The sequence below is a fragment of the Rhodococcus sp. 3258 genome, assembly GCF_031456475.1.
GTDB classification, from domain to species: domain Bacteria; phylum Actinomycetota; class Actinomycetes; order Mycobacteriales; family Mycobacteriaceae; genus Rhodococcoides; species Rhodococcoides fascians.
The window spans coordinates 616,548-631,018 of sequence record NZ_JAVDUT010000001.1 but is presented as its reverse complement, the minus strand read 5'-3'; the positions used below and the strand labels follow the sequence as shown (position 1 = coordinate 631,018).

The window sequence follows — 14,471 nt, the reverse complement described above, 5'->3', positions numbered from 1 at the left end:
CTCGACTTCGCGGCGCGCCTGACCGGCGTGCCGCGTCGTTGATGCGAATCTCGTAGTGATGAGCGATCTATTGAACCGAGATACTCGACGCGCGGCCGCACGCAGTTCCCGTGTGAGCACCGGGCCTACGCCCGATCAGTCACGAACGCTCGCTGCAGTGGCCTTCAAAACCTCCGGGTTGGTGGTGGTCATCGCCACGACCCTGGTTCTGATCACCCTTGTCTCGGTCAACAGCGATCTCACCGGAACCCTCGGTGCCATCGCCGGTTCGTGGTTCGCGGTGCACCTGGTGCCGCTGAGTATCGGTGGCACGTCGATGGGCGTCGCCCCGATGCTTCCCACCCTCGTCGTCGCCTGGTCCGTCGCACGCACGGTTCACCACGCGGTGGACGAGACCACCGACCGCCGCATGGTCAGGTGGGTGTTCGCCGCGTCGATGGCCGGACCCCTCGCTTTCACGGCCATCGCTCTGGCCGTCGCCAAGGATGCGTCGACGGTTATCGGATTGTCGAGCCCCAACGCACTCGTCGCTTTCTCGTGGGTGGCCGGAGTGCACGCAGCGGCGTCGGGCACCGGCCTGGTCCTGGCTCGCTGGGACACTCTGGTGATCGATCGACACCTTCCAGATTGGGTACGCGCACTCGTCGCGCCGCTCGTGCGGTCCGTTGCGGTGCTGGCGGCAGGCGGTGCCGCCATCGTGCTGTTGGCACTGCTCGCCTCCTGGGACACCGCCGGTTCACTGCTCGACAACGGACGCACCCTCGTCGGCATGCTGGGACTGACCGTGCTGTCGGTGCTGTACCTGCCGAACATCGTCCTCGGTGCCCTCGCCGTCGCGACGGGGTCCTCAGCGAGTTTCGGAGACGCATCGGTCAGCCTGTTCTCGACGACCGGCGGGCCGCTCCCACCGCTCCCGATCCTCGCCGTCCTCCCCGAGGGCTCCGCGCAGACGATCTGGGTCGTCATGCTCGTCGTTCCCATCGCAGCCGGGCTACTCCTGGGACGCGACTGCGCGATCCGAAGCGTGGACGTCCAGGTCGCGGTCTCCTCGGTGTGGGCGGTAGCCGCCGTCATCGGTGCCCTCGCCGCGGTGTTCGGCTACGCCGCAGGCGGGAACCTCGGCACGTTCGGCACAGTCGAAGTCACCGTGTGGAGCTTCGCACTGCTGACCTTCGCGTGGCTCGGCGTCGTCGGATCCGCCTCGGCGGCCATCGTCGTGTGGCGTCGAGCAGACCCGGAACCCGACCACGAACCCCACGACCGATCCGGTACCGAGCAGCCCGTGCCGGCGACCGTGCCCGCAGTAGAACTGGCCATTCGAGCGCCTGCGTCGGAGCCGGACGAGGCTGTCGCGGACACCGTCGTCGAGGCCGAGGTCGTCGACGAGAAGCCGGTCGAGACAGTGGAAGCAGACGATCCGATCGCGGCAGACGCCGAATCCGAGGAACCGCTCGAGGCCGAGATCGTCGCTCCGCCCCCGGCCCAGGACGACGCGTCGAGCACTGCGGAGGACGGACCTGCCCGGTAGGGGCGCGGGTCGGAGCGACTAGGCTTTCTGCTGGCTCGAACGATCCCCTCGATACCTCAGGAGTAGTGCGCTGACTGCCTTGCGTGAGACACCCGCGCGGGTCGTCGTCCTCGCGTCGGGGACCGGCTCGCTCCTGCAGTCGCTCGTCGCCGCGACAACTGCCGAGGACTACCCGGCACGCATCGTGGCCGTCGGAGTCGATCGAGAGTGCGCGGCCGCTCGTCATGCCGACGATGCCGCGATCCCACATTTTCGTATCGGCTTGCGAGACTTCGCCGATCGGGCGGCCTGGGATGAGGCGCTCACCGACGCTGCACTGGGGTTCGAGCCCGATCTGATCGTCACCGCAGGGTTCATGAAGATCCTCGGTCCTCGATTTCTCGACGCGTTCGCCGGCCGAATCGTCAACACGCACCCCGCGCTGCTGCCGTCGTTCCCCGGTGCGCACGCCGTTCGAGACGCGCTGGACCGCGGCGTCAAACTGACCGGTTCGACGGTGCATCTGGTCGATTCCGGTGTCGACACCGGGCCGATCCTGGCTCAGGAAGCCGTGCCTGTACTCGACGGCGACGACGAAGCGGCATTGCACGAACGCATCAAGACTGTGGAACGACGGTTGCTGGTCGACGTGATCGCAGCGGTCGCAGCCAAAGGTGTCACCTCCGATGGACGAAAGGCTCAGATAATCCGATGAGTGAACGTAAAGCGGTGCGCCGCGCACTGGTCAGTGTCTACGACAAGACCGGACTGATCGAACTTGCGACCGGTTTGCATGCCGCGGGCGTCGCTCTGGTGTCCACCGGATCGACGGCGAGCAAGATCGCCGACGCCGGAATCCCGGTCACCAAGGTCGAGGACCTCACCGGATTCCCCGAAACCCTCGAGGGTCGCGTCAAGACGCTGCATCCTCGCGTCCATGCCGGGGTCCTTGCCGACACCCGCAAGCCCGAGCACCTGGCTCAGCTGGACGAGCTGGGCATCGAGGCGTTCGAGCTCGTCGTGGTCAACCTGTATCCGTTCACCGAGACCGTCGCCAGCGGTGCGACACCCGACGAATGCGTCGAGCAGATCGACATCGGTGGCCCGTCGATGGTGCGCGCCGCAGCCAAGAATCACCCGTCGGTCGCGGTTGTCGTCGACCCGAGCCGGTACGACGACGTACTCTCCGCTGTCTCCGGTGGCGGATTCACGCTCGCCGAGCGCACATCTCTTGCCGCGCAGGCATTTCAGCACACCGCGGCATACGACGTCGCAGTGGCGTCGTGGATGTCGAGCGTCCTGACTCCCGACACCGAGACGGTGTTTCCCGAGTGGATCGGCGGCACCTGGGACCGCTCCGCAGTACTTCGGTACGGCGAGAACCCGCACCAGAAGGCTGCCCTGTACGTCGACTCCTCCGCTGCTGCCGGCATCGCGCAGGCTGAGCAGCTGCACGGAAAAGAGATGTCGTACAACAACTTCACCGATTCGGATGCGGCCTGGCGGGCAGCGTTCGATCACTCGGAGCCCACCGTCGCTATCATCAAGCACGCAAACCCGTGCGGCATCGCCGTCGGCACCGACATCGCCGAGGCGCACCGCAAGGCGCATGCGTGCGACCCCGTTAGTGCCTACGGCGGCGTCATCGCGGCCAACCGTGAGGTCACCGTCGAGATGGCCGAGCAGGTCGCCGAGATCTTCACCGAGGTCATCATCGCGCCGTCCTACGCCGACGGCGCGCTGGGAGTGCTGCAGCGCAAGAAGAACATTCGAGTTCTGCTCGCAGAAGCGCCGCCCACGTCGGGCGTCGAACTCAAGCCGATCTCCGGCGGGGCACTGCTGCAGCAGAGAGACGTCATCGACGCCGACGGCGACGATCCGGCCAACTGGACCCTGGCTGCGGGCGAACCCGCCGACGAGCAGACCCTCAAGGATCTCGAATTCGCTTGGCGCGCAGGACGAGCCGTCAAGTCCAACGCAATTCTGCTCGCTCACGACGGCGCGTCGGTCGGCGTCGGAATGGGCCAGGTCAACCGCGTCGACGCCGCCCACCTCGCAGTCCAGCGTGCCGGGGATCGCGTCGTCGGTTCGGTCGCATCCTCCGATGCCTTCTTCCCGTTCCCCGACGGCTTGCAGGTCCTCATGACCGCGGGCGTCAAAGCCGTTGTGCAGCCCGGTGGTTCGGTCCGCGACAACGAAGTGATCGCTGCTGCCCAGGACGCGGGCGTGACGCTGTATCTGACGGGTTCGCGGCACTTCGCCCACTAGCTGCTCCGTCGAGATCGCAGTTGTGCAGCCTTTTACACCATTTCCGCTCGCATAACTGCGATCTCGACGATCTGTGGATGAACGAAACCATAATCCACAGATTGGCCTGCTGGCCGTTTCGAGGGGCTCGACCCTGCCAGGGTTGAGCGATGGGGATCGAGTCAGGACCGTTTCGTGGGTCGGTTGCAGTGCAGTCGGGAGCACTGAGTCGTCATCGACTGAGCCGCGACTATGTACGAGTGTTCCGTGACACGTATGTGCCCGCGGGAACCACCCTGGATGCGCGGACCCTGGCTGTGGCGGCATCTGTGTGCGTCGGCAACAGCGCAATTGTCGCGGGTACTTCGGCGGCCGCCATACATGGCGCGCGATGGGTCGACGCCTCGGTGCCGCCCACTGTGCTTACGCCGAAAAAATCACATCGAATACCAGGGCTGATCCTCCGGCGCGACTCGATCGAGCCCGCCGATGTGCTCGTTGTCGGCGGGGTGGCGGTGACCAACCCCGTACGAACCGCGTTCGATATAGGGCGATGGGTTCCGCCACCGCAGTCCGTGATCTTCCTCGATTCACTCATGGCCGCGACCGGCCTCGAGCTGAATGCGGTGAGTGCATTCGCGTCACTGTGTCCGGGGTGTCGGGGTATCCGGGTGCTGCTCGACGCCCTCGGTCGGGTGGATGGAGGCGCGGAATCGCCGCAGGAGACGCGCACCCGACTGTTGTTGATCGATGCTGGACTTCCGAAACCCACCACCCAGATCGACATTCGAGATGCGCGTGGTCGATTTGTTGCGCGGATCGACATGGGGTGGGAGAGGTGGCGTGTCGGGGTGGAATACGAGGGGGTGCAGCACCGGCTCGACGAGCGTCAGCGGACCCGCGACATCGAGCGGTACGAGGACTTGCAGCAGTGCGATTGGCATATCGTTCGGGTCAATTCCGAACAACTCCGCCGTCGTCCCGACGAAGTCGTCCGTCGAGTTCGGGCCAAGCTCCGTGAGGCAGGAGCACCGGTCTAGCGAGATCGCAGTTGTGCAGGGGAATTGTCCAGTTCGGGTGGCATAAGTGCGAACTCGGCGGAACCACAACGGACCACTAGATGGCAGCAATCGTCAAACGCTCGTAGCGTGGAGAAGTGACCTCCACCAAACCTGGCATCTCCACTCTCGGCGAACTCAAGGCATCCGGACATCGGCAGCGGTCGATCAAGGAAGAGCTCCGCGAAAATCTTTTGACGGCGTTGCGTGACGGCGAAGATCCGTGGCCGGGGATCGTCGGCTTCGGGTCGACGGTGCTGCCGCAATTCGAGCGCGCGATTCTGGCCGGTCATGACGTCGTTCTGCTGGGTGAGCGTGGGCAGGGCAAGACCCGTCTGCTGCGTACCCTCAACCTGCTCCTCGACGAGTGGGTGCCGGTGATCGCCGGTGCCGAACTGGGCGAGCATCCGTACGAGCCCATCACCCCTGCGAGTATTCGTAGAGCGAAGGAACTGGGCGACGATCTGCCCATCGAGTGGCGGCACCGGAGCGAGCGGTACGCCGAGAAGCTCGCGACCCCGGATACCTCGGTGGCCGACCTCGTCGGCGATGTCGATCCGGTGAAGGTCGCCGAGGGCCGCAGCTTGGGCGACCCGGAGACCATTCACTTCGGTCTGGTTCCGCGGAGTCACCGCGGCATCGTGGCTATCAACGAGCTTCCCGACCTTGCGGAGCGCATTCAGGTGTCGCTGCTCAACGTCATGGAGGAGCGCGACATTCAGGTCCGCGGGTACACCCTGCGGCTCCCGCTCGACGTCATGTTGGTGGCCAGCGCCAACCCCGAGGACTACACCAATCGCGGACGCATCATCACCCCGCTCAAGGACCGCTTCGGTGCCGAGATCAGAACGCACTACCCGCTCGAGCTGGACGACGAGGTAGCCGTCATCGATCAGGAAGCGGACCTGCAGGCCGAGGTCCCGGCATACCTGCTCGAGGTGCTCGCTCGATTCACTCGACTGCTGCGCGAATCGCCATCGGTCGACCAGCGCTCCGGCGTCTCGGCACGATTCGCGATCGCCGCTGCCGAAACGATCGCTGCCGCAGCGGTTCACCGCGCCGCGATACTCGGCGAAGCGGACGCCGTGGCGCGGCCGGTGGATCTGGGAACGATCATCGAGGTGCTGCGCGGCAAGGTCGAGTTCGAGTCGGGCGAAGAAGGCCGCGAAATCGAGGTCCTCGAGCACATGCTTCGACGCGCGACGGCCGATACCGTCCGGGCACACCTGGGCGGCCTGAACCTCGCGGCGTTGGTGACGGCCGTCGAGACCGGCGACCCAATCGTCACCGGCGATCGCATCACCGCAAAGGCTCTGCTCGACGAGCTGCCCGACGTGGCCGTGATCGGCGACATCACCGAGCGGTTGAACGCGACCTCGGACGGCGAGAAAGCAGCCGCCGTCGAACTGGCACTCGAAGGTCTCTACCTCGCGCGGCGAATCTCGAAGGATCCCGACGACGACGGCCAGACGGTGTACAGCTGATGCGTCGTTCCAGGTACGGGCGCTATCACGAGGGCCCGGATCCACTGGCTCCTCCCGTCGATCTGCGGGAGGCGTTGGATGCGATCGGCGAGGACGTCCTCGAGGGGGCGTCGCCTCGCCGGGCGTTGCAGGAGATGCTGCGGCGCGGAACGAAGAACATGCGCGGGCTCGACGACCTCGCGGCCCAGGCTGCCAAGCGTCGCCGAGATCTGTTGAAGCAGAACAACCTCGACGGCACGCTGCAGGAAGTGCGTGAGCTGCTGGACAAGGCGGTGCTCGAGGAGCGTAAGGCGTTGGCGCGTGCCCTCGACGACGATGCGCGGTTCCAGGAGATGCAGATCGGTGATCTCTCGCCGTCCACCGCGCAAGCGGTGCAGGAGCTGTCGGACTACGACTGGCGTTCGTCGGAGGGGCGCGAGAACTACGAGAAGATCAAGGATCTGCTCGGCCGCGAGATGCTCGATCAGAGATTCGCCGGCATGAAGCAGGCTCTCGAAGGTGCCACCGAGCAGGATCGTAAGGCCATCAGCGAGATGCTGAAGGACCTCAACGAACTGCTCGACGCCCATAACAAGGGCGAGAACACCGACGAGCAGTTCGACGAGTTCATGAACAAGCACGGTCAGCATTTTCCGGAGAATCCGAAGAATGTCGACGAGCTACTCGATTCACTGGCGGAAAGGGCTGCCGCCGCGCAGCGACTACGCAACTCTCTGACTCCCGAGCAGCGAGCCGAGTTGGATGCGTTGGCCCAGCAGGCCTTCGGTGATTCGAACCTGCTGAATCAGCTCGATCAACTGGATCAGAATCTGCAGCAGGCCCGGCCCGGTGAGGATTGGGACGGTTCGCAGAACTTCCGCGGCGAGAACGGAATGGGCCTCGGCGACGGTACCGGGGCCCTGCAGGACATTGCCGATCTCGAGAACCTGGGCAATCAGCTCTCGCAGCAGTACAACGGCGCGGCGCTGGACGATATCGACGCCGATGCCCTGCTGAAACAGCTCGGACCGGAGGCTGCTGCCGACGCCCGGATGCTCTCGGAGCTCGAAAAGGCGCTGCAACAGCAGGGTTTCATGGACAAGGGAGCCGACGGTCAGTGGCGTCTGTCGCCCAAGGCCATGCGTCAGCTGGGGCAGTCGGCGTTGAAGGATGTCGCTGGAAAGCTGTCTCGACGCGGCGGCGAGCGAGATACTCGTAAGGCCGGCGCGATGGGTGAGCCGACGGGAGCGTCGCGCACCTGGGAATTCGGCGACACCGAACCGTGGGACGTGACCCGCACGGTCAACAATGCCGTCCTGCGTACGGCTGCACAGGGATCGGGCTTTCCGGTGCAGCTACAGGTGACAGATGTGGAGATCAGCGAGACCGAAACCCGGACGCAGGCTGCGGTGGCGTTGTTGGTCGACACGTCGTTCTCGATGGTGATGGACGGCCGCTGGGTGCCGATGAAGCGCACCGCACTGGCTCTGAATCATCTGGTGAGCACTCGATTCCGCGGTGACGATCTGCAGCTGATCGGATTCGGCAGGCATGCACAGACTTTGACGGCCTCGGAGCTCGCCGGCCTGGACGGTGCCTACGATCAGGGCACCAATCTGCATCACGCGTTGATGCTCGCAGTGCGGCATCTGCGTCGTCATCCCAATGCGCAGCCGGTGGTCCTGATCGTCACCGACGGTGAACCGACGGCTCATCTGGAGCCGGACGGTCATGCGTATTTCGATTACCCGCCGTCGTCGAAGACGTTGGGGTTGACGGTGCGTGAGCTCGATACCGTCGCGAAACTCGGTGCGCAGGTGACGATTTTCCGTCTCGGCGACGATCCCGGTCTGGCCCGGGTGGTCGACAAGATGGCCGAGCGGGTCGGTGGCAGGGTCATCGCGCCGGATCTGGACGGATTGGGTGCTGCGGTGGTGAGCGACTACCTCAAGCGTCGGCGATCGTAGTCATTTCTCTGCTGCCTTGATGTCAACCGAGACTCCGCCCCAGAAGGCGAGTCCGGTGATGACCACTCGGGGCGCACCGGGGTGCGTAGCGCTGACGTGCTCGAATCCGCCCATGATTCCGGTGCCGCGGACCTCGACGCCGATGCCGGGCGGCACGGTGATCTCGATGCCGCCCATGATCGCGACGCAGTTGATCGTGGTTTCCTGGGCCGAGAACGTCGCTCGGCGTAGGTCGAGTTGCACTCCGCCCCAGAAAGCGAGCGCGTCGATGCGTGCGGCGACGGTCCATTCGCCTTTGCGAACCGATCCGCTCATGATCGCGATGGCCCGATCGGTCTGGGGCGCACCGGTCTGCGTCGTCTGCGTCGTCTGCGGAGGTGGGGTGAGGGCCAGATCGTCGGTCAACAGGTCCAAGTCGCCGTAGGTCTTCGCTCGGTACGCCGCGGCCGTCCGCTCGTCGTACTCGGTGACGGTCAGTTGACCGTTGGCGAACGCGTCGCTCAGCAGCTGCGCCACGAGGTTGCGATCGGCATCGGCAGCGCGCACCGTACTTCGGTTTCGGTCCGGTAGTTGGTCGCTCACCGGTCGGACATTACCGGCGACCGGGTCAGGCCGCATTCAGGATTGCGCGATGACCCAGCGGCGACGCCAGCGTGATCTGCATGGTGGCGTAGACGGCAACCATGATGCAGGACTTGTCCTCGGCGTCCGGTCTGGTCCCGGTACGCAGTTCGATCGTGACGGCCGTATCGGTCTCGGTCACCGTCGCGTCGGCTCCGTAGCACTCGGGCGTGCCGGTGACGAAGTGCACCGCGATGGTGTTGGGCGATACCTGGCTCCACGACTCGAACGGAGTGGTCGTCGCACGGATCAGATCCGGGGTCGACTCGAACATCGTGCCGACGTCGCCGACGGGAACCTCGTGGGGGACGGGCGGCGCGCTGGGTTGCTGGACGAACCCGATGGGGGTGGTGGAGTTCGTTGTCGGTGTCGTCTCGTCGTCGTCACCGGCGGCGGTGCTGCAGCCGGCCAAGAGCAGGCACAGCATGACACCTGCAGCGAGAAACCTCATGAACCCAAAGTAGCGCTGGGAGCTGAGGAGAACCTTTGTGTTCGTCTCATGCCAGCAGCACCGTGACGAGTGCGATGACGGGAATCGAGACCAGGGTCGTGACGAATGCCGTGTCGCGGGCAAGAACGACCCCTCGCTGGTAGCGGCTCGCGAAGACGAAGACGTTCTGCGCGGTGGGCAGTGCCGAGACGACGACGATGGCGAACAGGTCGTGCCCGTCGAGGCCGAAGACGAATCGGGCCATCAGATACCCGAGCAGGGGCTGCAGCGCCATCTTGAACAGGGTCGCCAGAGCTACGTCCCGTCGCGGGCTGATGCCCTTCTGCAGCACCCGCGCGCCGTACAGCGACAGTCCGAACGCGAGCAGTGCACCCGGAACGGACAGGTTGCCGACGAGTTGGAACGGCTGCATGAGCGCCTCGGGGAGCTCGAATCCGGTGATCGACAGTACGAGACCCGCAGCCCCGGCCAGCACGATCGGGTTTCGGAACGGCGTCGTGACCGTCTTGAACAGTGAGACCTCGTCGATCTTGGTGGAGATGTCGAGGACGGTCACCGCGATCGGCGTGTAGATCATGATCTGGAACAGCAGCAGGGGAGCGACGAAGTTGGCGTCGCCCAGAACGAACACGGCGATCGGGATACCGAGGTTCGCGGCATTGACGTAGGAGCTCGCGAGTGCGCCGACGGTCGCGTCGGGCACGGCGCGTTTCAGCGCGAGCTTCGCGATGACGAAGTAGATGGCCCCGACGAGCAGCGCTGTGGAACCGGCGACGGCAAGAACGGGGGACAGGATGACCGACAGGTCCGAATTGGCCAACGTGACGAACAGCAGCGACGGTGTCGCCACGAAGAAGACCAGTCGGCTCAGAACGAACTGGCCGTGTTCGCCGAGGATTTTCAGATGGGCGAGCAGGTAGCCCAGTGCAATGACGACGAAGATGACGGTGAAGCCTTCGAGAACGCCGGACATCGTAGAACTGCTCGTTTCTTGCTGGGAACGACAGAAAGGCCACGTAGCCCAGGGCTACGTGGCCTTTCTCGAAAGCTGATTCAGCGGCTGGTGAACGGCAGCAATGCCATTTCACGAGCGTTCTTCACTGCGACAGCGACCTGGCGCTGCTGCTGCGGGGTGAGCCCGGTGACCCGGCGGCTACGGATCTTGCCGCGGTCGGAAATGAACTGACGAAGAAGGTTGATGTCCTTGTAGTCCACCGTGGTGACCTTGGCGGCGTTCAACGGGTTCTTCTTCGGTCGACGACCCGCCTCTGCGCGGACCTTCTTCGACGGTGCTCTCTTGACTGCCATCTCTACCTTTTCCCTTACCAGCTCGACTTGTGGACGCCTGGCAGCTCCCCGCGGTGAGCCATCTCGCGCATCTTCACGCGGGACAGCCCGAATTTCCGTAGGTAACCGCGCGGACGTCCATCCGCAGCGTCACGATTGCGCAATCGTACCGGACTCGAATCGCGTGGCAGACGCTGCAGTGCCGCCTGGGCCTGTGCGCGCTCGGAATCGCTGCTCGAGGGCTTGCGAATGATCTCTTTGAGCTCGGCGCGACGCGTTGCCCAGCGGGCGACGACGACCTTGCGTTGCTCGTTCTTCGCGATCTTCGATTTCTTGGCCACCGGTCAGCGCTCCTCTCGGAAATCGACGTGCTTGCGGACAACCGGGTCGTATTTCTTCATGACCAGTCGGTCGGGATCGTTGCGACGGTTCTTGCGGGTGACGTAGGTGTAGCCGGTGCCGGCGGTCGACTTGAGTTTGACGATGGGGCGGACGTCGGTGCTCTTGCCCATCAGATCTTCTCCCCACGTGCGCGGATCTTGGCCACCACGGCGTCGATGCCGTCGCGGTCGATGGTCTTGATGCCCTTGGCCGAGAGGGTGAGGGTGACGCGGCGTCCGAGGCTGGGGGCGTAATAGGTCTTGCGCTGGATGTTGGGATCCCACCTGCGGCTGGTGCGCACGTGGGAGTGCGAGACCGACTTTCCGAAGCCGGGGGTGCGGCCGGTGACTTGGCAGTGCGCTGACATGAGCACTCCTTTCTTGCCGTTATGACAATCGTTTTCGACAAAGCGTTCAAGCGAATGTAGCGTGCATCCCCAGAGAATGACAATCGTTGTCGAGAAGAAAGGCGCTCGTGAACACATCACCGGACGATCGAACCCCGATGGTCCTCGTCTCCGGCTGGACCGGAGCCATGGACGCTGTCGTGACATCGCTGCTCGCGCCGGGAACTGTCGCAGTCCGCCACGACCTGAGCCGCGTCACCGAGGGCGTCGTACGCCGAACGTTGTTCGTCCTGGGTGAGAACCCGCGCGAGACGATCTTGGAACTGGCGCACGGCTGTGTCTCCTGCACGCTGCGCGAGGACCTGCTGCCGCTGCTACGTGCACTGTCGAGTCGCAGCAGTGTCGATCGCATCGTGCTCGTTCTGGACCCCGCACTCGAGCCCGAGGCGTTGTGCTGGGCGGTGGACAACGTCATCGTCGCCGACGTGGTGGGGCAGATCGACGGACCGGCCTCGAGGGACGTACGTATCGAGGCCGTGATCGGCTGCCTCGACGCGGCAACCTGGTTGGCCGACGCCACCGGCGACGACACCTTGGCCGACCGCGGCATCGTCGCCAGCGGTGACGACGATCGAACCGTCGCGCAGCTGGTAGTAGGCCAGGTGGACTACTCCGACTCGCTCGTCGTCACCGCAGGTCCCGAAATCGACGCCTGGGAGCGTGCCAGGCTCGCGGCTGTCCTCGCGCGGTTGGCACCGAACGCACCCGTCGTCTGGGTTTCTCAGGACTCGATGGTCGACGGCCCAGCAGTTCTCGCGTCCGTTCCCTTCGATGCCCGGCGCGGTGAGATCACCGACGCCCACTCTCCGCTGTTGCGCGGCCAGCCGCCCTTGTCCGTCGACTGCGGAGTCGCACTCGTGGAGTTCACCGCAACTCGGCCGTTCCATCCCGAACGACTGCACGAGGCCATCGACGTGTTGCTCGACGGCGTCGTCACCGCCCGCGGACGGGCGTGGGTGGCCACGCAACCCGACGAAGCGCTCTGGATCGAATCGGCCGGCGGCGGACTACGGGTGGCGAGTGCCGGAAAGTGGCTTGCGGCAATGACTCCGGTGGAACAGGATCGCGTCGACACAACCAGGCGAGCGATGGCTGCGCTGCGGTGGGACGAGCAGTTCGGCGATCGAGACACGTCCTTGGTGATCTTGGTACACCAGGCCGACCCCACCGAGATCGACCGAACTCTGCAGTGGGCGTTGGTGTCCGACGACGAGATGACCGATCCCGCTCAGTGGGCCACGTGGACCGACCCGTTCGGCCAGTGGCACGAAGACCCCTGCGAGAGCAGCGAATCCCCGTACGCAGACCAGTCACGAGAGGCAACAGAATGAAGCCAGGCATCCACCCCGATTACCATCCGGTGGTGTTCCAGGACTCGAGCACCGGGAACAAGTTCCTCACTCGATCCACCGTCACGTCCGCCCGCGAGACCGAGTGGGAAGACGGCAACACCTACCCCCTGATCGTCGTCGACGTCTCGTCCGAGTCGCATCCCTTCTGGACCGGGGCGACACGCGTCATGGACACCCAGGGACGCGTCGAGAAGTTCGAGAAGCGCTACGGCCGTCGAAGCCGAAAGGAGGCGTGAGACATGGCTGTTCCGAAGAGAAAAATGTCGCGTTCCAACACGCGTAGCCGACGGGCACAGTGGAAAGCCGTCGCCCCGGATCTCGTGACCGTGCGTTTTCAGGGCCGCGAGTTCAGAGTGCCGCGCAGGTTGGTCAAAGCGGTCCAGGCCGGGGTGTACGACCCGAGCTGACCCCCCGCTCGTGCGCGTTGTGCGCCCTTCCAGGTACGCACAACGCGCACGAGGGCGGAGCCCGGTACGTTTGCTCGATGGACGGAACGGAACCTTCGTCGAAGGACGTCAAGCGATGGCGGCAGTACCTCGCCGACGAGCGGGCCGAGGCCGCCGTCTATCGCGACCTGGCGGGTAGGCGCAGCGGTGAGGAACGCGACATTCTGCTCGAGTTGGCCGACGCGGAAGGCCGCCACGAACAGCATTGGCGCAATCTGCTCGGCGATCGCGTCGGGATGCCACTCAAAGGCGACATTCGTACCCGGATCCTCGGCGTGCTGGCGCGCCGCTTCGGATCGGTGTTCGTGCTCGCCCTCGCGCAACGCGCCGAGACCCGCTCGCCCTACGCGACCGACGCCGACGCAACGGACGCAATGACGGCCGACGAGCAAATTCACGCCGAGGTCATCCGGGCTTTGGCTGCCCGCGGCCGTAATCGGCTCTCGGGAACCTTCCGCGCCGCGGTGTTCGGTGCCAACGACGGCTTGGTGAGCAACCTCGCCCTGGTGCTCGGCATCAGCGGATCCGGGGTGTCCAACCAGATCGTGTTGGTCACCGGACTGGCCGGCCTGCTTGCCGGTGCGCTGTCGATGGGAGCAGGCGAATACGTCTCGGTGCGCTCGCAACGCGAGCTGCTCGAGGCGTCGTCGCCCGACAGCGCCGCAAATGAGGCCGTTCAACACCTCGACGTCGACGCCAACGAACTCGCACTCGTCTACCGCGCTCGCGGAATGACCCACGAGGAAGCCGACGCGAAAGCCGCGGACATCATCCGACTGCTCCCCGCCGTCGAAGAACCGGCCACCGACATCGACGAGCACGAATCCATCGGAACCGGACTCGGTGCCGCCGCAGCGAGCTTCTGCTTCTTCGCCTCCGGTGCCGTCATCCCGGTGTTGCCGTACCTGTTCGGTCTCGAAGGCTATGTGGCCCTTGCCGTTGCTGCGGTGCTCGTCGGACTGGCGCTGATCTGTACGGGCCTGATCGTCGGACTGCTCAGCGGCGGTCCGCCCGTCAAACGTGCACTGCGACAACTCGCCATCGGATACGGCGCGGCCGGGGCGACGTATCTACTGGGACTCGCATTCGGTGGGGGAGTGTAGGTTCCGCTCTGCGTTCTGGGCAGGAATGCACAAATGCGACGTACCTCGACGGGATCCCTTCTGAGCGGCGCACTTCTGTGCATTCTGTCCCGTCTCCCATCCTCACGGTCGAATTAATTAGCTCGCGTCGGAGACTTTCAGCTCGATAGGGTCATCGCCATGCGCGCCACTTGTCTGCCCTG

At 64.9% G+C, this 14,471-nt stretch carries 17 protein-coding genes; 10 read left to right on the top strand and 7 right to left on the bottom strand.

The window, feature by feature from the left end; all coding sequences use genetic code 11:
- Positions 1 to 157 precede the first annotated feature (157 nt).
- From J2X62_RS02880 to J2X62_RS02855, 6 genes are all read left to right on the top strand, one after another.
- A complete protein-coding gene (locus tag J2X62_RS02880; RefSeq protein WP_310177345.1) occupies positions 158 to 1,528 on the top strand; it encodes a DUF6350 family protein in 1,371 nt (456 codons plus the stop codon).
- Positions 1,529 to 1,607: 79 nt separating this feature from the next.
- Positions 1,608 to 2,222, top strand: coding sequence for a phosphoribosylglycinamide formyltransferase (gene purN, locus J2X62_RS02875; RefSeq protein WP_032388651.1), 615 nt, complete (start codon positions 1,608 to 1,610; stop codon positions 2,220 to 2,222).
- On the top strand, positions 2,219 to 3,775 hold the full coding sequence (gene purH / locus J2X62_RS02870) for a bifunctional phosphoribosylaminoimidazolecarboxamide formyltransferase/IMP cyclohydrolase (RefSeq protein WP_032390807.1): 1,557 nt from the start codon (positions 2,219 to 2,221) through the stop codon (positions 3,773 to 3,775). The genes purN and purH overlap by 4 nt, the downstream gene beginning before the upstream one ends.
- A gap of 149 nt (positions 3,776 to 3,924) precedes the next feature.
- Positions 3,925 to 4,794: a DUF559 domain-containing protein gene (locus J2X62_RS02865; RefSeq protein WP_310177340.1), complete on the top strand. Its 870-nt coding sequence runs from the start codon at positions 3,925 to 3,927 to the stop codon at positions 4,792 to 4,794.
- 116 nt (positions 4,795 to 4,910) lie between these two features.
- A complete protein-coding gene (locus tag J2X62_RS02860; RefSeq protein WP_310177338.1) occupies positions 4,911 to 6,296 on the top strand; it encodes a sigma 54-interacting transcriptional regulator in 1,386 nt (461 codons plus the stop codon).
- A complete protein-coding gene (locus tag J2X62_RS02855; RefSeq protein WP_310177335.1) occupies positions 6,296 to 8,242 on the top strand; it encodes a VWA domain-containing protein in 1,947 nt (648 codons plus the stop codon). The genes J2X62_RS02860 and J2X62_RS02855 overlap by 1 nt, the downstream gene beginning before the upstream one ends.
- Here J2X62_RS02855 and J2X62_RS02850 read toward each other — a convergent pair whose 3' ends face one another.
- The 7 genes from J2X62_RS02850 to rpmB form a co-directional block, all read right to left on the bottom strand.
- Positions 8,243 to 8,824 (bottom strand): DUF1707 domain-containing protein, encoded by a 582-nt coding sequence (locus tag J2X62_RS02850; RefSeq protein ID WP_310177334.1) that lies wholly within the window; start codon positions 8,822 to 8,824, stop codon positions 8,243 to 8,245.
- A 25-nt stretch (positions 8,825 to 8,849) separates the two neighbouring features.
- Positions 8,850 to 9,314 carry a hypothetical protein gene (locus J2X62_RS02845; protein WP_027496026.1) on the bottom strand — a complete coding sequence of 155 codons (465 nt, stop codon included), beginning with the start codon at positions 9,312 to 9,314 and terminating at the stop codon, positions 8,850 to 8,852.
- Between the two features lie 46 nt (positions 9,315 to 9,360).
- Positions 9,361 to 10,287, bottom strand: a complete 927-nt coding sequence (locus tag J2X62_RS02840) for an AEC family transporter (RefSeq protein ID WP_032381729.1) — start codon at positions 10,285 to 10,287, stop codon at positions 9,361 to 9,363.
- Positions 10,288 to 10,367: 80 nt separating this feature from the next.
- On the bottom strand, positions 10,368 to 10,622 hold the full coding sequence (gene rpsR, locus J2X62_RS02835) for a 30S ribosomal protein S18 (protein ID WP_008719028.1): 255 nt from the start codon (positions 10,620 to 10,622) through the stop codon (positions 10,368 to 10,370).
- 14 nt (positions 10,623 to 10,636) lie between these two features.
- Positions 10,637 to 10,942 (bottom strand): 30S ribosomal protein S14, encoded by a 306-nt coding sequence (gene rpsN / locus J2X62_RS02830; RefSeq protein WP_287454647.1) that lies wholly within the window; start codon positions 10,940 to 10,942, stop codon positions 10,637 to 10,639.
- 3 nt (positions 10,943 to 10,945) lie between these two features.
- Entirely contained in the window at positions 10,946 to 11,116 is a 171-nt protein-coding gene (gene rpmG / locus J2X62_RS02825; protein ID WP_170944568.1) for a 50S ribosomal protein L33, read from the bottom strand.
- Positions 11,113 to 11,349: a 50S ribosomal protein L28 gene (gene rpmB / locus J2X62_RS02820; protein WP_032404320.1), complete on the bottom strand. Its 237-nt coding sequence runs from the start codon at positions 11,347 to 11,349 to the stop codon at positions 11,113 to 11,115. The genes rpmG and rpmB overlap by 4 nt, the downstream gene beginning before the upstream one ends.
- 137 nt (positions 11,350 to 11,486) lie before the next feature.
- Here rpmB and mrf point away from each other — a divergent pair, with 137 nt between their 5' ends.
- The 4 genes from mrf (at position 11,487) to J2X62_RS02800 (ending at position 14,289) form a co-directional block, all read left to right on the top strand.
- Complete coding sequence (gene mrf / locus J2X62_RS02815; protein ID WP_310179276.1) at positions 11,487 to 12,719, top strand: ribosome hibernation factor-recruiting GTPase MRF; 1,233 nt, start codon at positions 11,487 to 11,489, stop codon at positions 12,717 to 12,719.
- Positions 12,716 to 12,976: a type B 50S ribosomal protein L31 gene (locus J2X62_RS02810; protein ID WP_032365913.1), complete on the top strand. Its 261-nt coding sequence runs from the start codon at positions 12,716 to 12,718 to the stop codon at positions 12,974 to 12,976. The genes mrf and J2X62_RS02810 overlap by 4 nt, the downstream gene beginning before the upstream one ends.
- Before the next feature lie 3 nt (positions 12,977 to 12,979).
- Complete coding sequence (rpmF, locus tag J2X62_RS02805) at positions 12,980 to 13,147, top strand: 50S ribosomal protein L32 (RefSeq protein ID WP_027496033.1); 168 nt, start codon at positions 12,980 to 12,982, stop codon at positions 13,145 to 13,147.
- 77 nt (positions 13,148 to 13,224) lie between these two features.
- Complete coding sequence (locus J2X62_RS02800; RefSeq protein WP_032373048.1) at positions 13,225 to 14,289, top strand: VIT1/CCC1 family protein; 1,065 nt, start codon at positions 13,225 to 13,227, stop codon at positions 14,287 to 14,289.
- The last annotated feature ends 182 nt before the right edge of the window (positions 14,290 to 14,471 follow it).